The 20828-nt window shown below is 64.6% G+C and carries 20 protein-coding genes, 1 other RNA gene and 1 pseudogene; 10 read left to right on the top strand and 12 right to left on the bottom strand.

All coding sequences use genetic code 11. The features are described 5' to 3' along the window. The first annotated feature begins 76 nt into the window (after window positions 1-76). Window positions 77-379, top strand: coding sequence for a GIY-YIG nuclease family protein (locus tag IVB12_RS24295; RefSeq protein WP_247302762.1), 303 nt, complete (start codon window positions 77-79; stop codon window positions 377-379). Between the two features lie 160 nt (window positions 380-539). After that, window positions 540-1898, top strand: coding sequence for an MFS transporter (locus tag IVB12_RS24290; protein WP_247302760.1), 1359 nt, complete (start codon window positions 540-542; stop codon window positions 1896-1898). Window positions 1899-2042: 144 nt separating this feature from the next. On the opposite strand, the gene IVB12_RS24285 is transcribed toward IVB12_RS24290, so the two are convergent. The 6 genes and pseudogenes from IVB12_RS24285 to IVB12_RS24260 all read right to left on the bottom strand — a co-directional run bounded on the left by IVB12_RS24285 (window position 2043) and on the right by IVB12_RS24260 (window position 6551). Beyond that, the gene (locus IVB12_RS24285) at window positions 2043-2477 is read right to left on the bottom strand and encodes a hypothetical protein (RefSeq protein ID WP_247302758.1); all 435 of its coding nucleotides are present in this window, start codon (window positions 2475-2477) and stop codon (window positions 2043-2045) included. 27 nt (window positions 2478-2504) lie between these two features. Continuing rightward, on the bottom strand, window positions 2505-3107 hold the full coding sequence (gene recR / locus IVB12_RS24280; RefSeq protein WP_247302756.1) for a recombination mediator RecR: 603 nt from the start codon (window positions 3105-3107) through the stop codon (window positions 2505-2507). 1 nt (window position 3108) lies between these two features. Next, entirely contained in the window at window positions 3109-3429 is a 321-nt protein-coding gene (locus IVB12_RS24275) for a YbaB/EbfC family nucleoid-associated protein (RefSeq protein ID WP_247276423.1), read from the bottom strand. A 26-nt stretch (window positions 3430-3455) separates the two neighbouring features. After that, the gene (locus tag IVB12_RS24270) at window positions 3456-5273 is read right to left on the bottom strand and encodes a DNA polymerase III subunit gamma/tau (RefSeq protein WP_247302753.1); all 1818 of its coding nucleotides are present in this window, start codon (window positions 5271-5273) and stop codon (window positions 3456-3458) included. A 92-nt stretch (window positions 5274-5365) separates the two neighbouring features. Next, window positions 5366-5462: signal recognition particle sRNA small type (ffs, locus tag IVB12_RS24265), an RNA gene on the bottom strand. A 127-nt stretch (window positions 5463-5589) separates the two neighbouring features. After that, a pseudogene (locus IVB12_RS24260) lies at window positions 5590-6551 on the bottom strand (GlxA family transcriptional regulator). 105 nt (window positions 6552-6656) lie between these two features. Here IVB12_RS24260 and IVB12_RS24255 point away from each other — a divergent pair. The 7 genes from IVB12_RS24255 to IVB12_RS24225 all read left to right on the top strand — a co-directional run bounded on the left by IVB12_RS24255 (window position 6657) and on the right by IVB12_RS24225 (window position 12442). Then, a complete protein-coding gene (locus tag IVB12_RS24255; RefSeq protein ID WP_247302750.1) occupies window positions 6657-7298 on the top strand; it encodes an HD domain-containing protein in 642 nt (213 codons plus the stop codon). 340 nt (window positions 7299-7638) lie between these two features. Continuing rightward, complete coding sequence (locus IVB12_RS24250; RefSeq protein WP_247276420.1) at window positions 7639-8058, top strand: HIT family protein; 420 nt, start codon at window positions 7639-7641, stop codon at window positions 8056-8058. A 9-nt stretch (window positions 8059-8067) separates the two neighbouring features. Then, entirely contained in the window at window positions 8068-9012 is a 945-nt protein-coding gene (gene nudC / locus IVB12_RS24245; RefSeq protein WP_247302748.1) for an NAD(+) diphosphatase, read from the top strand. A 13-nt stretch (window positions 9013-9025) separates the two neighbouring features. Beyond that, on the top strand, window positions 9026-9979 hold the full coding sequence (locus IVB12_RS24240) for a sugar kinase (protein ID WP_247302746.1): 954 nt from the start codon (window positions 9026-9028) through the stop codon (window positions 9977-9979). Between the two features lie 67 nt (window positions 9980-10046). Continuing rightward, the gene (locus IVB12_RS24235) at window positions 10047-10556 is read left to right on the top strand and encodes an Lrp/AsnC family transcriptional regulator (RefSeq protein WP_247276417.1); all 510 of its coding nucleotides are present in this window, start codon (window positions 10047-10049) and stop codon (window positions 10554-10556) included. A 138-nt stretch (window positions 10557-10694) separates the two neighbouring features. Then, a complete protein-coding gene (locus IVB12_RS24230; protein WP_346657763.1) occupies window positions 10695-10979 on the top strand; it encodes a hypothetical protein in 285 nt (94 codons plus the stop codon). Window positions 10980-11068: 89 nt separating this feature from the next. Then, window positions 11069-12442, top strand: coding sequence for a methyl-accepting chemotaxis protein (locus tag IVB12_RS24225; RefSeq protein ID WP_346658522.1), 1374 nt, complete (start codon window positions 11069-11071; stop codon window positions 12440-12442). 65 nt (window positions 12443-12507) lie between these two features. Here the strand turns inward: IVB12_RS24225 and IVB12_RS24220 are convergent, their stop codons facing one another. The 6 genes from IVB12_RS24220 to IVB12_RS24195 all read right to left on the bottom strand — a co-directional run bounded on the left by IVB12_RS24220 (window position 12508) and on the right by IVB12_RS24195 (window position 19500). Then, window positions 12508-14007, bottom strand: a complete 1500-nt coding sequence (locus IVB12_RS24220) for a phosphomannomutase/phosphoglucomutase (RefSeq protein ID WP_247302744.1) — start codon at window positions 14005-14007, stop codon at window positions 12508-12510. 150 nt (window positions 14008-14157) lie between these two features. Further along, window positions 14158-14466 carry a HepT-like ribonuclease domain-containing protein gene (locus tag IVB12_RS24215; protein ID WP_346658375.1) on the bottom strand — a complete coding sequence of 103 codons (309 nt, stop codon included), beginning with the start codon at window positions 14464-14466 and terminating at the stop codon, window positions 14158-14160. 28 nt (window positions 14467-14494) lie between these two features. Continuing rightward, window positions 14495-14791: a nucleotidyltransferase family protein gene (locus tag IVB12_RS24210; protein ID WP_247302740.1), complete on the bottom strand. Its 297-nt coding sequence runs from the start codon at window positions 14789-14791 to the stop codon at window positions 14495-14497. 61 nt (window positions 14792-14852) lie between these two features. Beyond that, entirely contained in the window at window positions 14853-15365 is a 513-nt protein-coding gene (locus IVB12_RS24205; RefSeq protein WP_247302738.1) for a TIGR02281 family clan AA aspartic protease, read from the bottom strand. 160 nt (window positions 15366-15525) lie between these two features. Continuing rightward, window positions 15526-18000 carry an ATP-dependent helicase HrpB gene (hrpB, locus tag IVB12_RS24200; RefSeq protein WP_247302736.1) on the bottom strand — a complete coding sequence of 825 codons (2475 nt, stop codon included), beginning with the start codon at window positions 17998-18000 and terminating at the stop codon, window positions 15526-15528. Between the two features lie 183 nt (window positions 18001-18183). Next, window positions 18184-19500, bottom strand: a complete 1317-nt coding sequence (locus tag IVB12_RS24195) for a UDP-glucose/GDP-mannose dehydrogenase family protein (RefSeq protein WP_247302734.1) — start codon at window positions 19498-19500, stop codon at window positions 18184-18186. A 194-nt stretch (window positions 19501-19694) separates the two neighbouring features. Between IVB12_RS24195 and IVB12_RS24190 the strand changes: the two genes are divergently transcribed. Then, window positions 19695-20765, top strand: a complete 1071-nt coding sequence (locus tag IVB12_RS24190; RefSeq protein WP_247302732.1) for an acyltransferase family protein — start codon at window positions 19695-19697, stop codon at window positions 20763-20765. Window positions 20766-20828 lie beyond the last annotated feature (63 nt).

Genomic DNA, 20828 nt, shown 5'->3' with positions numbered 1-20828 from the left:
ATCGTGGTTGAGCCGAGGCGCTGGTGATTACTGGATCGTCCGCCTTCGCGGACGATGACAGCAGTAGGGGTGTCGCATGAGTGCACGCCATTACTACGTCTACATTCTCGCCAGCAAAATTGGCGCAACGCTCTATATCGGCGTGACAAATGACCTCATCCGCCGGGTCGCAGAGCACAGATCAAAAACTCGTCGAGAGCTTCACGGAAAAGTACGACGTCGCAAGGCTGTCTACTTTGAGCAGTTCGATGATCCCGAGAACGCAATAAAGCGCGAGAAGCGCCTTAAGAAGTGGAACAGGGCCTGGAAGATCCGGCTGATTGAGCAGCACAACCCGAACTGGGATGACTTGTATCCCGGAATAGCCGGGCTGCCATAAGGTCGTCATGCCCCGCGAAGGCGGGGCATCCAGTACGCCGCGGCGGTCCTATTGGATCGAGACGCTGGTGGATACTGGATCGTCCGCCTTCGCGGACGATGACAGCGGAGAGGGCGACGACACCTCCCTTGTGGCGGCCAGAATCTGCTAACACCTCCGCATGACCGCACCCGACGCGACCTCCTCCGCCGGCGCTGCCGCCGCCTCTTGGCGTGACAGCCTTGCCGTGTACCTGCAACCGCGGGTGCTGATCGTGCTGTTCCTCGGCTTCTCATCCGGCCTGCCGCTGGCGCTGTCGGGCTCGACGCTGCTGGTGTGGATGCGCGAGGCCGGAGTCGATCTCAAGACCATCGGGCTGTTTGCGCTGGTCGGCACGCCCTACACGCTGAAATTTTTGTGGGCGCCATTGGTGGATGCGATGCATGTGCCGCTGTTCACCCGCGCCTTCGGGCGGCGGCGTGGCTGGCTCTTGTTCTCGCAGATGTTGCTGATCATCGCCATCCTGCTGCTGGCGCTCACCGATCCCGCGCGCTCGCCGTTCTACGTCGCGCTCGGCGCGCTGCTGGTCGCAACCATGTCCTCGACCCAGGACATCGTGGTCGATGCCTTCCGTGTCGAGAGCTTGCCCGAGAGCGAGCAGGCAGCCGGCATGGCCGCTTATGTCGCGGCCTATCGCATCGGCATGCTGGTCTCGACCGCGGGCGCGCTGTTCATCGTCTCCGGCTTCGAGGGCACCGGCATTAGCCGGCAATCGGCCTGGATGTGGGGCTATGTGGTGATGGCGGCGATGGTGCTGATTGGCACCATCACGGCGCTCCTCGCAACCGAGCCCGAGCAATCGGTGCGGGCGGAAGCTGCGACAAAGGCCGAGACCGCGTTCGCGCGCGTGCTGCGCGCCGCGATCGGGGCGTTCTCGGAATTCCTGTCGCGGAAAGACGCGCTCGCCGCGCTCGCCTTCGTCGTTCTGTTCAAGTTCACCGACGCGTTCTCCGGCACGATGACCGCGCCGTTCGTGATCGACCTCGGCTTTTCCCGCAACGATTATGCGGCGATCGTGAAGGGGGTCGGGCTCGCCGCGACGTTGCTCGGCGGCTTTGCCGGCGGTTTTGTCGCGCGGCGTTATTCGCTCGCGACCAGCCTGTGGATCGGCGGCGTGGTGCAGGCACTCGCCAACCTTTCGTTCTCCTGGCTGGCGTTCGTCGGCACCAGCCAATGGGCGCTCGCCTTCGCCATCACGGCTGAGAACTTCACCAGCGCCATCGGCACCGTGATCTTCGTCGCCTATCTCTCCGCCCTGTGCAAGAACCCGTTGCACACGGCGACGCAATACGCGCTGCTCACCGCGCTCGCGGCGGTGGGGCGAACGTATCTCTCCTCAGGTGCCGGCTTCGTGGCTGATACGACCGGCTGGGCGCTGTTCTTCGTGATCTGCGTGCTGGTGGCGATCCCGAGCCTGGTACTGCTGGCCTGGCTCCAGAAGCGCGGGCATTTCAAGACGCTGGGGCCAGTCAGGGTATAGGACCGACGTCTCGCCTTCATCGTTGCGAGGAGCTCTTGCGACGAAGCAATCAAGACCGTTTCCGCGGAAGAATTTCTGGATTTGCTTCTTCGCTCGCAATGACGGCGGAGAAAGCCGCGGCAAGGGGGCAATCGCGAGCCATTCCTACTGCTTCTTGATCAAACTCCACTTGGTGATCACGGCCTCGCTCATCTGGCCGGCATCGCTGGCGCAGGCGATCTCGTCAACCTTGACCGAGATTTCCTTGCCGACGAATGATTTCAGCTGCGCGGCCTGCGCGTCGCTGGAGGTGACGAGCTGGAAGGTTTCGGGGCCGGTCTCGAGATTGCACAGCCCGTTCGGGGGCGGCAGGCGGCGCGGCTCGGAGGTGATCTGGTAGGTTGCAACGCGCTTGCCGTTCTTGAGGTCGCGCACCTTCATCGCATTCAACTCGCCGGAGAGCACGTCGCCGGTGTTGATCGGCTTGCCGGGCTTGGACGGCGGCAGCGCCTCATCGCCCTGCTGCGCGGAGATGGCCGGGCTCACCAGCATCATCATCGTCGCAACCAAAGCCGATCGTATGGCGAAAGGTTTCGTCATGTCGTCCGTTCCGTAAATTCTGGATGGCTAGAACAGGGTACGCTGCCGCATCGCAGCCGATAGCGTACCTTCATCGAGATAATCAAGCTCGCCGCCGACAGGAACTCCATGGGCGAGCCGCGTCACCTTCACATTGGCGTCCTGGAGCAGGTCGGTGATGTAGTGCGCCGTGGTCTGGCCGTCCACCGTTGCGTTAAGCGCCAGAATGATCTCGTGCACCTGCGAATCATGCGCGCGCGCCACCAATGCGTCGATGGTGAGGTCCTGCGGGCCGACGCCGTCGAGCGGCGACAATGTCGCGCCGAGCACATGATAACGCCCCTGGGTGGCATTGGCCCGCTCCAGCGCCCAGAGGTCGGCGACGTCGGCGACGACGACGATGATGGAGGGATCGCGCTTCGGATCGGTGCAGACGGTGCAGGGATTCTGCGTATCGATGTTTCCGCAGGTCTTGCAGACCTCGACCTTGTCGAGCGCGACCTGGAGGGCCGACGAAAGCGGCACCATCAGCGCTTCGCGCTTCTTGATCAGATGCAGCGCCGCGCGCCGCGCCGAGCGCGGGCCGAGGCCCGGCAGCCGCGCGAGGAGCTGGACCAGCCGCTCGATCTCCGGACCTGCAACGGCGCCCATATTACTGGCCGAACAACCCCGGCGGCAGGCCGAGCCCGCCGGTCAGGGCCTGCATCTTCTCCTGCATCGCAGTCTCCGCCTTGCGGCGGGCATCGCCGAAGGCGGTGACGAGCAGGTCTTCCAGCACCTCGCGCTCGTCCGCCTTCATCAGCGCAGGGTCGATCTTGACGGCCTTAACGTCCATCTTCGCAGTCATGCGCACCGCGACGAGGCCGCCGCCGGAGATGCCTTCGACTTCCACGTTGGCGAGTTGGTCCTGCATCTCCTGCATCTTGGATTGCAGCTGCGCCGCCTGCTTCATCATGCCGAGAAAATCAGCCATCGGTGCTCGTCCTTGGAAAGAATGGCTCAGAGCTCATCGTCGCCGTCGGAACCGTCGGGCGGATCGTCACTGCCATAGTCGGCGTTAATATTGGCTTCCGGCAGCTCGGGGGCAAGCCTGCGGACCTCGACGACCTTCGCACCGGGGAAACGCGACAGCACCTCCTGCACGCGCGGATCGGCCTCGGCGGTGCGCGCATGCTCCTGCTTCGCGGCCTGGTTCACCGAGCGCAGCGTCGGCTGGCCCTGCTCGTTGGAGACGATCACGGTCCAGCGGCGCCCGGTCCACAGCTCGAACTTTTTCGCGAGCTCGGAGATCATGGTCTTGGAGGCGTTGGGCTCGAGCGCGACTTCCAGCCGGCCCTCCTCGAAGCGGACGAGGCGCATGTCGCCTTCGAGCGCGCTCTTGGTCATGATGTCGCGCTTCTGCCCGGCCAGCGCGACGAGCTGGGTGAAGCTGGTGACGCGCAGCACCGGCGCTGCAGCTTGCGGATCCGGCGCGGGCGCCGCCATTTGCGGCCGGGCGCTGGCACCGAACGGGGACGGCGCGGATGTCGGCATGCGAACCGGCGCAGCAGACGCGACCGGTGCGGAAGGCGCGCTGCGCGTGACACTGCCGCTGCTCACGACCGGCGAACCGCCGCCGTTCTGCTCCAGCATCCGGATCGCCTCGTCCGGCGTCGGCAGGTCGGCGACATAGGCAATGCGCACCAGCACCATTTCCGCCGCCGCGGCGGGACGCGTCGCGGCCTGCACCTCGGTGATGCCCTTGAGCAGCATCTGCCACATCCGCGACAGCACGCGCATGGAAATCTTGGACGCGAAGTCCCGCGCGCGGACCCGCTCGGTCTCGCCATAGGCGACGTTGTCGGCGGTCGCCGGCACGATCTTCACACGGGTGACGAAATTGACGAACTCGGCGAGGTCCGAGAGCACGACGATGGGATCGGCGCCGACATCGTACTGGTCGCGGAACTCCTTGAAAGCGGCCGCGATGTCGCCGCGCGCCAGTGAATCGAAGAGATCGATGACGCGGGTGCGATCGGCGAGGCCCAACATCTGCCTGACGGCATCGGCCTTCACGGTGCCAGCCGCATGCGCGATCGCCTGGTCGAGCAGCGACAGCGAATCGCGCACCGAGCCTTCGGCGGCGCGGGCGATGATGCCAAGCGCCTCGGGCTCGATCTCGACGCTTTCCTTGGCCGCGATGTTGGCGAGGTGCTTCATCAGCACGTCGGCCTCGACGCGGCGCAGGTCGAAACGCTGGCAGCGCGACAGCACGGTCACCGGAACCTTGCGGATTTCGGTCGTGGCGAACACGAACTTGGCGTGCTCCGGCGGCTCCTCCAGCGTCTTCAGGAAGGCGTTGAACGCCGCCGTCGACAGCATGTGGACTTCGTCGATGATGTAGACCTTGTAGCGGGCGCTGGCGGGGGCATAGCGCACGCTGTCATTGATCTGGCGGACGTCGTCGACGCCGGTGTGCGAAGCGGCGTCCATCTCCAGCACGTCCATGTGCCGGCTTTCCATGATCGCCTGGCAGTGCACGCCGAGGGTCGGCATGTGGATGGTCGGGCCCTTCACCGAAGCATCCGGCATCTCGTAGTTGAGCGCACGGGCGAGAATACGCGCGGTGGTCGTCTTGCCCACGCCGCGGACCCCGGTGAGGATCCACGCCTGCGGAATGCGACCGGTCTCGAACGCGTTGGAGACGGTGCGGACGACAGCCTCCTGGCCGATCAGATCATCGAAAGAGGAAGGGCGGTATTTGCGCGCCAGCACGCGGTAGGGTGCGGCGGCCTGGCTCGCGCTGTCGGGATCGGGAGGGGCGCCAGCGTCGGTCATCGGTCGATCCGCAATGAAATGTCTGTTGGCCGGCTTTTGCGGAAAGGAGCGCGCCAGCGGGGGGCCGCTGGCGCAATTCGCTCGAAAAACAGGTAGGAGACTGACGAGCGACCCGATCCGGACCTCGTTAGGGCTGCTTCCTTCCGGACCTGACCCGGTTGGCGAGTGGCTCGTCCACCGCCAATCTCCCGGTCCCTATTTGGGGCCAAAGGAAGCGGAAAGCAAGTCGGCTGTCCACGGACATAGTTTCCCTGTCGGGGGCCATCCCCAATCCAGCATACCTGCCGGGTACCGCCAGATCGGATGCCGAGCGTGGTCAGGGCACCTGCCCCGGAACCTCAGCCATGTGCGCAAACTGCTTGCGATATTCGGCCGGCGTCACGCCGACGTGGCGAGCGAAAGCGCGCCGCAAGGTATCGGCATCCGCAAATCCACAACGAATCGCCACTTGCTTTGGCGCTTCGTTACCGAACTCCAGCAGCCGCCTCGCGGCGTCGACGCGGGCTTCTTCGACCCAGGTCGCAGGCGTGATACCTACCTCGGCATGGAACAGCCGCGCGAAATGCCGCGGTCCAGACCGGGATTGGCGGCGACCCAGCGTTGGAGCTCCTGCAATGCCGCACGCCCGGCAGGAACGGCCGCGCCCTTGCGGGTGAATTGCATCTGCCCACCGGGCCGCTTGAAGAACATCACGAGTTGGCTAGCGACTTTCATCGCGATCCCGCGTCCAAGGTCTTCCTCCACCAGTGCAAGCGCGAGATCGAGCCCTGCGGTCACGCCGGCTGCTGTGCGAAGTTTTCCGTCGATGACGTACATCGCGTCCTTGTCGACCGTGACCGACGGAAATTTACTCGCGAGGGTATCGGCGACTGCCCAATGCGTCGTAACCCGCCGGCCGTCGAGAAGGCCGGCCGCCGCAAGGAAGAATGCGCCGCTGCACACCGACCCGAACCGCCGCGTCCTGGACGCTCGCTGGCGAAGCCAGCCGACCACACTGGCATTCGCGGGGATCTCGGTAGCGTTCGGGCATCCGGCGACCAGCAGGGTGTCGATCGGCTCCTGGAAGTCGCGGTCGATGATTCGGTCCGGCATTAAGCGGATGCCGGAGGAGCTGAGGATCGGGCCCGGCTCGGTCGCAGCCACGAAAAGCGCATAGGCCGCACGGCCGGCCTGCACGTTGGCCTCGGCGAACACGTCGAGCGGCCCGGCGACGTCGAGAAGCTGCACCCCTGGCAGCGCAACGATCACAACAGTCCTCGATTTTGGCTTCCCATTCATGTCCGCCTCGGTGCAGATTTGTCCGTTTTAGACGTATCGCGTCAATTGCAGACAGAATAGCCCAGACTTAGCTTGCCAGCCACCAGAGATTTTCAGGAGAACGTCATGTCGAAAATCAACGAAGCCGCCCAGATTCCCGACAGCATGCTCGCGCGTGCCATTACCGAATATATCCGCGACACCGAGACGGACCTGCTCTTCAATCATTCCAGCCGCGTCTACCATTTCGGGGCGCTGGCAGGCATCCGCCGCGGACTGAAGTTCGACCGCGAGCTGCTTTACGCCGGCGCCATGTTTCACGATATCGGCCTGATGCCCGGCCATGGCAGCAAGCACGAGCGGTTCGAAGTCGATGGCGCCCACGCGGCGCGCGATTTCCTGCGCAGCCACGGCATCCCGGAAGCGGATGCCTACACGGTCTGGAGCGCGATCGCGCTGCACACCACGCCGGGCATTCCCCAGCACATGCATCCCGTCGTCGCGCTGGTGACCGCTGGCGTCGAAATGGACGTTCTCGGGCTCACCTACGACGAATATCCCGATGAGGAACGCGAGGCCGTGGTGAAGGCATTTCCGCGAACGGCGCACTTCAAGGAAGACATCATCCAGGCGTTCTACGACGGCATCAAGCATCGGCCCCAGACGACGTTCGGCAACGTCAAGGCCGACGTCATCGCCGACAAGGAGCCGCATTTCCATCGCGGCAATTTCTGCAGCGTCATCCGCAACTCCCATTGGCACGGCTGAGCCCTCGGGACCCACATCATGTCGCGGCGCGCCGCCTTGCGCTCACACATCATCGATAAGGAAACCGTTAGATGACTGACAAGCCGCGAATGGGTTAGGCGTCTTCGCGCCTATCGCAAGGCGATCCGGATGGAATTCGGCGATACCAGAGAGGCACGAGGCTGGTCACTACGAGTCTTCGTCAAACGAGTCCCTCGGCAATGGTCCCGGATCGGCGCGCTTGTCCAGGGCGACGATCGCGTATGCAGTGGCGGCGGAGCCTCAACCTTCCCCTCGCTGACTCCGTATCGTATGGTCGGCTCCAACAAGCCCGAACCCGTCGGGCCCATCCGGAACCTCCATGCCCGAACCCGCCTGGTCGCTGCACTCCCGCCTGAAAGAGGACACGATCGACATCGGCGATCTGCCGCTGTCGAAGGTGCTGGTCATCAAGGACGCGCATTATCCCTGGCTGCTGCTGGTGCCGCGGCGGCCCGATGCGATCGAGATCATCGATCTCGACGAGGTGCAGCAGGCGCAGCTGATGACCGAGATCTCCCGCGTCTCGCGCGCGCTGAAGGAGATCACCAAATGCGACAAGCTCAATGTCGCCGCGCTCGGCAATCTCGTGCCGCAGCTTCATGTTCATATCATCGCGCGCCGCACCAGTGATGCGGCTTGGCCGCGGCCGGTGTGGGGCGTGATGCCGCCGCTGGCGCACGACGCCACTGAAGTGCAGAATTTCATCAGCGCGCTCCGCCGCAAGATTTGGTTGGGTTGAAAGAAAAAAATGTCAGCATTCGACGCGTTCCCGCTGGGACAGCCGGCCTTCGTCACCAACGTCCTCGATCGTGCCGCGCATCTGCGCCGTGACGACGAAAAGCTGTTCGCGCTGGAGCAGAAGCCGTCATCGCGCGCCTATGTGGTCTATCGCGACTCGCTCCTGGTGAAGCGCGAGGGCGAGAAGGTGCGGGCGCTGCTGGGAATTGACGAGGCAGTGAAATGCGGCGCCAATCCCGGCACGGTCTTTCTGGGGCTGCGCGACGGCGCAGCAATGTTCGGCATGGGGATGTCGCAGGCGGCGGCCGAGAAGCTCGTCGGCCGCGACGACTACACCGTGACCGAGCTGCGCGGCATGGCGATGCAGGGCGCGCTTCCGCCACAGGAGCTGTCGGCGATCGCGATGGCGAAGTCGATGGTGAGCTGGCACCAGCGCCACGGCTATTGCGCCAATTGCGGCGCGCGCACCAGCATGAAGGAAGGCGGCTGGAAGCGCGACTGTCCTGCCTGCAAGGCCGAGCACTTTCCGCGCACCGATCCCGTCGTGATCATGCTGGTCGCCTCCGGCGACAAATGCCTGCTCGGCCGCCAGAAGCAGTTTCCACCCGGCATGTATTCCTGCCTTGCCGGCTTCGTGGAGGCGGCCGAGACCATCGAGGACGCGGTGCGCCGCGAGATCCTGGAAGAGTCCGGGATCCGCTGCACCGACGTGCACTATTACATGACGCAGCCCTGGCCATATCCGTCGTCGCTGATGATCGGCTGCAGCGCGCGGGCGCTGAACGAGGACATCGTCGTCGATCGCATGGAGCTGGAAGACGCGCGCTGGTTCACGCGCGAGGAGGCCGCTCTGATGCTGACGCGGACGCACCCCGACGGGCTCGCCGGCCCTCATCCCTTCGCGATCGCCCATCACCTGCTCGGCCGCTGGGTGCACGACAAGAGCCGCTCCTGAGCTGAGAGCGCCCATGACCGGAACGGGACACGCGCCGGGCATCCTCTGCATCGGCATTCCCGTGCGCGACCTCACCTTCCGCGTCGAACACGTGCCAGCGCGCGGCAGCAAGGCCCACGCGAGCCAGCTTGCGGAGATCTGCGGCGGCAACGCGCTCAATGCCGCGATTGCCATTGCGCGACTCGGTGGTCGTGTCGCGTTCGCTGGGCCGATGGGCGATGCGCGGGAGACGTCGAGCAGCTTCATCCTCGAACGGATGGCGCTGGAGGGCATCGACGCCAGCCATATCGTTCGCATGCCGGGCCTGTCCACGCCGGTCTCGGCGATCATGATCGAGCCTTCCGGCGAGCGGACCATCACCATCTATCGTGATCCGGCTTTGTGGAGCGTGGAACTGCCGGACCTGGACGAATTGCTGGCCGATTGCCGCGCGGTCCTCGTCGAAAGCCGCTGCGCCTCGTTCGCGACTTCCCTCTGCACCGAGACACGGCGGCGCGGCATTCCCCTCATCGTCGGCGTGGACCGCGCGATGTCGTTGCAGGACGGCCTGCTCACGGCCGCCTCGCATCTGCTGTTCGCCAGCGAACAGGTGCAGGAGACCGCCAGCATCGCCGACGACGGCGAGGCATTGAAGCGCCTCGCCAAGCTGACGCCGGCCTTCCTCGCCACCACACGCGGTCCCCTCGGCACGATCTGGCTGAACGAGACAGGCGAGTTGAAGGAGACGCCAGCCTTCCCTGTTCAGGCAGTGGATACGCTCGGCGCCGGCGACGTCTTCCATGGCGCATTCACGCTGTGCCTTGCCGAGGGTGAGGGGACGCGGGAGGCGCTGCGATTCGCCGCGGCCGCCGCGGCGCTGAAATGCACCCGCCATGGCGGTGGCCTAGCCGCCCCACAACGCGTTGAAGTTGAAGAGTTTTTGAGAGGGCAGCAGGCGACGATGCCCGGTCAGGCGCCAGCACTATAGACTTGCTATAGAATGATTTTCTCTGTATCAGGGAAATTCGCCCCTGAAATGGAACAAAGTTCTTCAAATGACCGACCTTGCTGTCCAGATCCCCGAGACCAGCCGCCGCCTCGATGCCATCGACCGCAAGATCCTGATGGTGCTCCAGGAAGATGCCTCCCTCTCCGTCGCCGAGATCGGCGACCGCGTCGGCCTGTCCTCGACCCCCTGCTGGAAGCGCATCCAGCGGCTTGAGGCCGACGGCGTGATCATCAAGCGCGTGGCCCTCGTCGACCAGAACAAGATCGGGCTCGGCATCTCCGTGTTCGTTTCGGTGGAGAGCGCCGATCACTCGGACGCCTGGCTGAAGCGGTTCGCCGAAGCCGTCAGCGCCATGCCCGAGGTGATGGAGTTCTATCGCATGGCCGGCGACGTCGATTACATGCTGCGCGTGGTGGTGGCGGACATGCAGGCCTATGACGTCTTCTACAAGAAGCTGATCAGCGCCGTGCCGCTGAAGAACGTCACCTCGCGCTTCGCGATGGAGAAGATCAAGTCGGTCACTGCGCTGCCGATCCCGGCGGTGGTCGCGGCATAGAGCGGCAGGCTCGCGAGGGCTCGGCTTTCTTCTACCAGAGATTTACGCTCGGTTAGCTTCGTGAAGCTATGATCCTCGGAGATGGAGTCGGGGAACGTCCTCAGAACAAGCTGGCTGCCGGCAGCAGCGTTGCTGCTGGTGAGCTGGGTCGCGGTCGCAGCACTTTCGCTGCAGGCGCGACCGAACGCTGAGGTGGTGGCAGTGGCATTCCCGCCCTGGTGGGACGCCCAGCAGGCGTTGCTGGCCGCCGCATCGGCGAACGCCGCGTTTGTGCGGATGACGGCCGCGCCGGCCGTTCTGGTGCTGCGTCCCGACAGCCACGATGGATTGAAGAAGCTGCACGAGGCGGGGGCCTGGCTGACCCTCGACCCGCAAGCGATCGATGCCTGTTTCACGAACAAGCCATTGGGGACTGGGGAATGACCTTCGAAGGTGATGAACTGGCGGTCCTGCGCGCGGGCACGAGCAAGATCCTGCTCGTGGCGCTCTGGCTGCATGTCCCGCTCGCGGTCGTGGTCGGCGTGATCTTGGGCACCGGGTGGTTGCTACCGGCCATTTTCATGGCCGCGATGGCCTCGGCCGCAAGCATCGCGTGGTCGGCTGGAGGAAACGGACCTTCGACCCAAATGATCGTTGCCGTTGCGCTGATGGGCGGCGTTTCGATGCTGGTGTTCCAGTTCGCCGGTCACCCGTGGCAGGTCGACATGCACATGTACTTCTTCGCGGCGCTAGCCTGTCTCGTCGCGTATTGCGACTATCGTCCGATCGTCGCCGGCACGGTTGCAGTCGCTTTGCATCACCTGACGCTGAATTTCGTTCTGCCGGCGGCCATCTACCCCGGCGGCGCGGATCTCGGCCGCGTGGTGCTCCACGCCGTCATCGTTCTGATCGAGGCCGGCGTCCTGATCTGGCTCGCGCATACGGTCACCGGGATCTTCGCAATGGCGGCTCAGAAAACCGCCGAGGCCCAGGCTGCAAGCGCCGCTGAAGCCCGCGCCAACGCAGACCGACTGGAGGCAGCACGCGCCAAACAAAAGCGGGACGACGCCCGTCGCAACCTTGCAGCCGGTTTCGAGCACAGGATCAGCGGTGTCGTCGAAGCGGTGGCGCGCGCTGCGGGCGAGATGCAGGACCTATCCGCGTCGATGCGGGGCAGTAACGTCGAAGCGATGCGGCAGAGCACGGCTGCTGCCACGGCTTCGACCTACGCGACGGCCAATGTAGAGACCGTTGCGGCGGCAACCGAAGAGTTCACGGCTTCGATCAACAGCATCTCCGAGCAGGTGACGCGATCGGCCCAAATCGCGGCGAAAGCCGCTGAGGAAGCGCGTCGGACCAATACGGTTGTCGAAATGCTCGCAACCGGCACGCAAAAGATCGGGGAGGTCGTGACGCTGATCCAGAGTATTGCCAGCCAAACCAACCTGCTGGCCCTGAACGCGACCATCGAAGCGGCGCGAGCCGGTGAGCATGGTCGGGGCTTTGCGGTCGTCGCAAGCGAGGTCAAGGCACTGGCCAATCAGACCGCCAAGGCAACTGAAGAGATCTCCGCCCAGATCCAGGACATCCAGGCGGCCACCGGTGAGGCGGTCGGCGCGATCGAGGCGATCGGCGGCACTATCGCCGAAATCGACCGCATCTCCGGTGAGATTGCCGCTGCGGTCGAGCAGCAGGGCGGAGCGACGCGTGAGATTGCCAACAATTTGCAACAGGCTGCCGACCGGACCAGAGACGTTAACAAGAACATCCTCAGTGTCAGCCGGGCATCGGAAGACGCGAGCAAGGCCACTGACCGGCTGCTAGAGGCAGCCAACGGCTTGTCGTCGCAATCCGATCAGTTGAAATCCGAGGTGAACGGCTTTCTCGGTGCGCTGCAGGCGGCGTGAGCCGCCCGCGCATGGCATAGTCGGCTGCACTCGCCTCGACTCAGGCCGCCGCGGTTCGGCGCGCTTCAGATCTTCTGGTTGTACTCGCCGACCTCGGGATGCGTGCGCAGCACGCTGTTCACCATCTCGAACATGTCGTGCATGCGCTGCTCCGAGACCGGGCTCTCGACCACGACGACGAGTTCGGGCTTGTTGGAGGAAGCGCGCACCAGGCCCCAGCTGCCGTCTTCGACCGTGACGCGCACGCCGTTGACGGTGACGAGATCACGGATCGCCTGGCCGCCGATCTTGGCGCCCTTCGCCTGCAACCCCTCGAAATGCTTCACAACGGCGTCGATGACGCCGTATTTGACCTCATCGGCGCAGTGCGGCGACATGGTCGGCGACGACCAGGTCTTTGGCAGCGCGTTCTTCAGGTCGGCCATCGACTTGCCCGGAGCGCGGTCGAGCATGTCGCAGATCGCGATCGCCGAGACCAGGCCGTCGTCATAACCGCGGCCGAACGGCTTGTTGAAGAAGAAGTGTCCCGACTTCTCGAAGCCCGCCAGCGCGCCCATCTCGTTGGTGCGGCGCTTCATGTAGGAATGACCTGTCTTCCAATAGGCGACCTTCGCGCCCTGCTTCTGGAGCACGGGATCAGTGACGAACAGGCCGGTCGACTTCACGTCGACGACGAACTGCGCGTCCTTGTGGATCGCCGACATGTCGCGCGCCAGCATCACGCCGACCTTGTCGGCAAAGATCTCCTCGCCGCTGTTGTCGACGACACCGCAGCGGTCGCCGTCACCGTCGAAGCCGAGACCGACATCGGCTTTGTGATGCAGCACCGCGTCCCGGATCGCGTGCAGCATCTCCATGTCCTCGGGATTTGGATTGTATTTCGGGAAGGTGTGGTCGAGCTCGGTATCGAGCGGGATCACCTCGCAGCCGATCGCCTCCAGCACCTGAGGCGCGAATGCGCCGGCTGTGCCGTTGCCGCAGGCCGCAACGACCTTGAGCTTGCGCTTCAGCTTCGGACGAGAGGTGAGATCGGCGATGTAGCGCGCCGGATAGTTCTCGTGGAACTGATAGGAGCCGCCGGCCTTGTTCTTGAACTCGGCGCCCAGCACGATCTGCTTCAGCCGCGTCATCTCGTCGGGACCGAAGGTCAGCGGGCGGTTGGCGCCCATCTTCACGCCGGTCCAGCCATTGTCGTTGTGCGAGGCTGTCACCATGGCGACGCAGGGCACGTCGAGATCGAATTGCGCGAAATAGGCCATCGGCGTCACCGCAAGGCCGATGTCGTGCACCTTGCAGCCGGCCGCCATCAGGCCGGAGATCAGCGCGTATTTGATCGAGGCCGAATAGCCGCGAAAATCATGGCCGGTGACGATCTCCTGCCTGACGCCGAGCTCGGCGAACAACGCGCCCAGGCCCATGCCGAGCGCCTGCACACCCATCAGGTTGATTTCCTTCTGGAACAACCAGCGCGCGTCGTACTCGCGAAAGCCCGTCGGCTTCACCATCGGCTCGGATTCGAAGGCATAGGTGTTGGGCAACAATACGGACTTCGGCTTCGGGAACATTGAGACGGTCTCGTGAAAAGGGAGGCAGGATTTGCTGCAGCCTTAACGAATGCTGGGCCGCAGCGGAAGGCGGGAATGAAGGCTTATGGCCGATAATTGCGGCAGTTTGGTAACGAAGCGCGCGCGATATAGATGTCTGACCAGAATGGGCTAACGCTGTAGTCGTGCAACCTCCTCTTCAAGGACCTCCCTGAGGGGCGGCAGAGCCCGTTGAACAGTCTCCCACACGAAATGGGCGGCAACGTCCTCATAGTTGTGGCGATAGACATTGCCGGCGGCTGCCATCTGTTTCCACGCGATCGCCGGGTGCCTCGCCTTCAACTCCTCGGGCAGACGGCGGGATGCTTCTGAAATAATCTCCAGACACCGCGTAACTGCGTAGACGGTCCGCAGATCCGCCGCGAATTCCTCGCGATCAAGACGTCTGGCGAATTCAGCCGCCAAATCGATGTGATGCAAGATGTCTCGCAGAGTCGCAGGGATGCGATCAGAAGGCATAGATAGCGTCGGCCGTTGCGGCGGGAGCGACGTATGATTTCAGGCCGTCACGGTTGACGACGTCAACGGGTTCATCAAAAAGCTTGGCAATATATTCCTTGAGCTCGACGTAATCGAAGACCGTGATCCCCGCATTCGGATCGATCTCGACCATGATATCGACATCGCTGCCGGGATGATTTTCACCCCTCGCCACCGAGCCGAACAACGCGACATGCAAAACGCCCCGCTCGCGCAGGGCAGGCTCGAACTGTCGCAGAATCGCTATCGCATCGGGGCCGTTCATGAATCGAATATAGCACCCCGCCTGCTCCGGTGGGAGAGCCTCTTCGGCCGCTAAAGCGAACTTACTGCTCGAGCACCATCTGGCCGTTGGCGTATTCGAAGCGCTTGAGGCGGGACAAGAAGGAAAGGCCGAGCAGGTTCTCCGACAGCGCTGCGTCCGGCAGCACCATGGCATCGACGTCACGCACGATGAGGCCGCCGACCTCGAGCATGGCGATGCGGGTGCGCGCGGCCCTGATGGTGCCGTTGGCAGTGGAGACGGTCGCGTTGTATTCGCTGCGCGAGGGACGCAGACCGAAGCGGGCCGCCGAGGTCTCGTTCAGCGCAACGACGGACGCGCCGGTGTCAACCATGAAGCCGATACGCTGGCCTTCGATCCGGCCCTCTGCCTGGAAATGACCGCGGCCGTCGCGAGAGATGGCGAGGCTGCGGCCGCCGGCCGGCGCGGAGGAAGCGACTGCCACCGTCGTGCGCGGCACCGAGGTGGCGGAGGCGGAGCTCATCTTGTCCGCCATCTGCGCCATGAAGGTGCCGAGGCCGATCATGACGGCCGCGAAGATCACTATGTTACGCATCACACCACTTCCGAGCCGGAAAGCTCGATTTCACCACGCGGCACGCCCGTCCACGAGCGAAGCCACGGCTGGACCGATGCCATTTTGACGAAAAGGATGAGCGGACGGTTAATGCGGCCGCCTGACCTCTCCCCGCCTGCGGGAAGAGCGAGAAGACATCTCACGTCCCACGCGGCTTCGCCCGCCTTGTCGGCAGCGCGCTGGCCGGATCATCCGGCCAGGGATGGCGCGGGTAGCGGCCGCGCAGGTCGGAGCGTACCGCATTGTAGCTGCCGCGCCAGAAGCCGGGAAGGTCGCGCGTCACCTGCACCGGGCGCTGCGCGGGTGACAGCAATTCCAGCACCAACGGCACCTTGCCGGCGGCGATCGAGGGATGGGTGTTGAGGCCGAACAATTCCTGCAGCCGCACCGCGATCGTCGGCCCCTGCTCGGCCTCGTAGTCGATCGCCAGCATGCTCCCGGTCGGCGCCTCGAAATGCGTCGGCGCCTCGCGGTCGAGCCGCGTGCGCATGTCCCACGGCAGCAGCGCCATCAGTGCATCGGAGAGATCGCCGGCGGAAACATCCTTGAGCGCGGTCTTGTCATAGAGCGCCGGCACCAGCCAGTCGTCGCGCCGTGCGACCAATCCGTTGTCGGACAGGTCAGGCCAGCTCTCGCCCTCGGCCTTGCGCAGGAACATCACCCGATCACGCCACTGCTTGGCGGCTTTTGACCAGGGCAGCCGGTCGAGGCCGGCGGCGATCAGGCCATCGGCGAAGATGCGCGCCGTTTCCTCCGAGGGCGACACGGCAAGCGTCGCCTCGGAGAGCGTGATCGCGTGCAGCGCGCGCTTGCGCCGCGCCCGCAACGCCATCGCGCCGCGATCGAAGAATATCTCGTCGGTGCTCTCGATATGCGAAGCGAAATGCCGCTCGATCTCGTCCTGCGTGATCTGCGCGGCGAGCAGAATGCGTCCGCTCGCGGCCGTTCCCGTCATTTCGCCGATTGCGATGTAAGGCGCGCGGGCCAGCGAAGAGGTCTGCTCGACGGAAGCGCCGCGGCCGTTGGCCAGCACGAAACTGCCATTGCCGCGGTTGCGCGCGACACGATCCGGAAAGGCATAGGCGAGCATCAGGCCGGTCGAAAGTTCCTCCTGCTGCCCCGCTGTCTCCGATGCCGCCACCTGCGAGGCCCAGCGCCGCGCCAGCTCGCGCGCGCTCGCGGCACGCGGCGAGCGGTCGCGGCGGAACTGGTCGCGCCGGTGCTCGAGATCGACGCTGTCGCCGCCGAGCCCACGCTCGGTGATAATGGCCGCGATCTCAGCAGCCGCCTCGCCGCTGCCGGCGCGATGCGAATCCACGATCATGCGCGCCAGCCGCGGCGGCAGCGCCAGCGCACGCAGGCTCCTGCCCTCCGCGGTGATGCGGCCGTCGCCATCGAGCGCGTTGAGCTCCAAGAGCAGGCTCTTGGCTTCTTTCCAGGCCGGCTGCGGCGGCGGATCGAGGAACGACAGCGCTGCAGGATCGGCAACGCCCCATTGCGCGAGATCGAGCACCAGCGACGACAGATCGGCGCTGAGGATTTCCGGCTGGGTATAAGGCGCGAGCGAAGCCGTCTGCGGCTCGTCCCACAGGCGGTAGCAAACGCCGGGCTCGGTGCGGCCGGCGCGGCCACGGCGCTGGTCCACCGCCGCGCGCGAGGCGCGCACGGTCTCGAGCCGGGTCAGCCCAATGTCGGGCTCGTAGCGCGGCACGCGGGCGAGACCGGAATCGACGACGATACGCACGCCCTCGATGGTGAGCGAGGTCTCGGCGATCGATGTCGCCAGCACCACCTTGCGTATGCCCTTGGGCGCCGGCGCGATGGCGCGGTCCTGCACGGCGGCATCGAGCGCACCGAACAGCGGCACGATCTCGATCGAAGCGTCCTGCACACGTTCGGCGAGAAAGTTTTGAGTGCGGCGGATTTCGGCGGCGCCGGGGAGGAACGCCAGCACCGAGCCGCTATCGGCGCGCAGTGCCGCCGCGATCGCGTCGGCCATCTGCCGCTCTAGCGGTGCGTCCGCTTTGCGGCCGAGATAGCGGGTCTCGACCGGAAAGGCGCGGCCCTCGCTCTCGACGACGGGCGCCTCGCCGAGCAATCTTGCCACGCGCGCGCCATCGAGCGTGGCCGACATCACGAGGATACGGAGATCCTCGCGCAGGCCGGTTTGCGCATCGCGCGCCAGCGCCAGGCCCATGTCGGCATCGAGCGAGCGTTCGTGGAATTCGTCGAACAGGATCGCGGCAACGCCCGAAAGCTCGGGGTCATCGAGGATCTGACGGGTGAAGATGCCTTCGGTCACGACTTCGATGCGCGTGGCGCGCGAGATCTTGGAGCCAAAGCGGACCCGATAGCCGACGGTCTCGCCAGCGCGCTCGCCAAGCGATTTGGCCATGCGGTCGGCACTAGCGCGGGCGGCGATGCGGCGCGGCTCCAGCACGATGATCTTCTTATCCTTGGCCCAGGGCGCATCCAGCAGCGCCAGCGGCACCCGCGTGGTCTTGCCCGCACCCGGCGGCGCCACCAGCACGGCCGCGTTATGCGCCTCCAGCGTGCGCGAGAGGTCATCGAGCACGGCATCGATCGGGAGGGGCGTGTCGAAGCTGCGGGGCAAGTATCTGTCCGTTCGTCGTGCCCGGGTTGGTCCCGTGCATCCACATCCTTGGACTAAAAAACAGACGTGGATGGCCGGGACCCGGCTCCGCGAATGCTTCGCCGGGCTTACAGAATCGGGCCGGCGAAGCCTAGGCGAAAGACGGCAAGCCCAGCCATGACGGAATTATTTGGCGGCAGATCGTCAGCCCTGAACCGACGGGCGGCCGATGCTCTCGTAGACGAAGCCGGCGGCTTCCATCTCCTCGGGGCGGTAGATGTTGCGGAGATCGACGACCACGGGCTTTGCCATGGTCGCCTTCAGCCGGTCGAGATCGAGCGCGCGGAACTGCACCCATTCGGTGACGATGACGAGCGCATCGGCGCCTTGCGCGCAGGAATAGGCATCCTCGCAATAGATGATGTTGGGCAGCTCACCCTTGGCCTGCTCCATGCCGACGGGATCGAACGCCTTGACGCTCGCGCCCATGTCGATCAGGCCGGTGACCAGCGGGATCGAGGGTGCATCGCGCATGTCGTCGGTATCAGGCTTGAAGGTGAGGCCGAGCACCGCGATGGTCTTGCCGCGCAGCGAACCGCCGAGCGCCTGGCTCACTTTGCGCGCCATCGCGCGCTTGCGGTTCTCGTTGACGGCGAGCACGGATTCGACGATGCGCAGGGACACGTCATAGTCCTGCGCGATCTTGATCAGCGCCTTGGTGTCCTTCGGAAAGCACGAGCCGCCGAAGCCGGGGCCGGCATGCAGGAATTTGGTGCCGATGCGGTTGTCCAGACCAATGCCGCGCGCGACCTCCTGGACGTTGGCGCCGGCCCTTTCCGAGAGATCGGCGATCTCGTTGATGAACGTGATCTTGGTCGCCAGGAACGCGTTGGCGGCGTATTTGATCATCTCGGCGGTGCGGCGCGCCGTGAACATCAGCGGCGCCTGGTTCAGCGACAGCGGGCGGTAGATGTCGCCCATCAGCTTGCGACCACGCTCGTCCGAGGTACCAACCACGACGCGGTCGGGGAATTTGAAGTCGCGGATCGCCGCGCCTTCGCGCAGGAATTCGGGGTTAGAGGCGACCACGACGTCGGCTGACGGATTGGCTTCGCGGATGATGCGCTCGACCTCATCGCCGGTGCCGACCGGAACGGTCGACTTCGTCACCACGACGGTGAAGCCGGTGAGCGACTGCGCGATCTCACGAGCGGCGGCGTAGACGTAGGAGAGGTCAGCGTGCCCATCACCACGACGCGAGGGCGTGCCGACCGCGATGAACACGGCATCGGCCTCCGCGACCGGTTTGGACAGATCAGTGGTGAAATCCAGCCGCTTGGCTTTCACATTGTTCGCCACCAGCTCGTCCAGCCCTGGCTCGTAAATCGGGATTTCGCCGCGATGAAGCGCCGCGATCTTCTTCTCGTCCTTGTCGACGCAGGTGACGTCGTGACCGAAATCCGCAAAGCAGGCCCCGGACACCAATCCCACATAGCCCGTGCCGATCATCGCGATGCGCATGAAAATCCCTGTCTTAGATTGGTTAATGAAACCCCGACGCGGGGCGGTTTAGCATTTTCCCGAGGGGAGGGAAGAGTCCGCATGCAAAAAAGCGGCACGGGAATTGAACCGGTAAAGAAGTCTGAAACCGCAAGGCGCCACACTGCCCCGCTGACAGACGGAGAGCGGCGGAACACGCCTCAAAAGGGGACACCATGGCACGATCAGGCACAATCGCTGCAGGCGGCCGTTCCAAGCCCCCTTCTGCCGCGCGTGTCGACTGGGTCGACTACGCCAAGGGCATCTGCATCGTCATGGTCGTGATGATGCATTCGGTGCTCGGGGTTGAGCTCGCCGCTGGCCAGACAGGCTTCATGCATGTCGCCGTCGCCTTCGCAAAGCCGTTCCGGATGCCGGATTTCTTCCTGATTTCGGGCCTGTTCCTGGCCCTGGTGATCGATCGGGACTGGCGAACCTATCTCGACCGCAAGGTGGTGCATTTCGCCTATTTCTATGTCGTCTGGGTGACAATCCAGTTCGGCTTCAAGGCGCCGGCCTTCGCGGCGGAAACGAACTGGCGCGAAGTTGGCCTCTTGTACCTCGAATCCTTCATCGAGCCGTTCGGCACGCTCTGGTTCATCTATCTGCTGCCGATCTTCTTCGTCGTCACGAAACTGACACGCAAAATCCCGCCGCTCGCGATCTGGCTCGCCGCCGCGGCGCTGGAGACGGCACGCATCACGACCGGCTGGACCGTCATCGACGAGTTCTGCGCGCGCTTTGTCTATTTCTATTCGGGCTATCTGTTCGCGCCTTACGTGTTCGCGCTGTCGGATCGCGCACGCAGCCGTCCCGCCCTTGCGCTTGCGGCGCTCGCGGGCTGGGCCTTGGTCAATGCCGGCCTCGTCGCGCATGGGGCCAGCGAATGGAAGATCGTCTCGCTCGTGCTCGGTTTCGCCGGCGCTTGCGCCATCATCACGATCGGCACGCTGCTCGCGCGCGCGCAGTGGCTGAACTTTCTCCGCTTCTGCGGCGAGCATTCGATCGTGATCTATCTCGCCTTCTTCCTGCCGATGGCGGCGACGCGGACGCTGCTGCTGCGCACGGGCGTCATTGGCGACATCGGCACGGTCTCGCTGATCGTCACTGTTCTCGGCGTGCTCGGGGCACTCGCGATCTGGCAGATTGCGCTGCGGCTCCATGCGCACTTCCTGTTCGAGCGGCCCGATGCGTTCTGGATCGCGCCGAAGAAAAAAGCCGGGGCGGTGTTGCAGGCGGCGGAATAGCTGTCATGCCCTCGCGGAGGCGGGGGATGACCGTGGGGATAGCGAGCCAAAAATCCGCCTCCG

Origin of the sequence: Bradyrhizobium sp. 179, from assembly GCF_023073535.1 — a bacterium.
Taxonomy (GTDB): domain Bacteria; phylum Pseudomonadota; class Alphaproteobacteria; order Rhizobiales; family Xanthobacteraceae; genus Bradyrhizobium.
The sequence above is the reverse complement of the archived record's forward strand: the minus strand, read 5'-3'. Positions and strand labels throughout refer to the sequence as shown.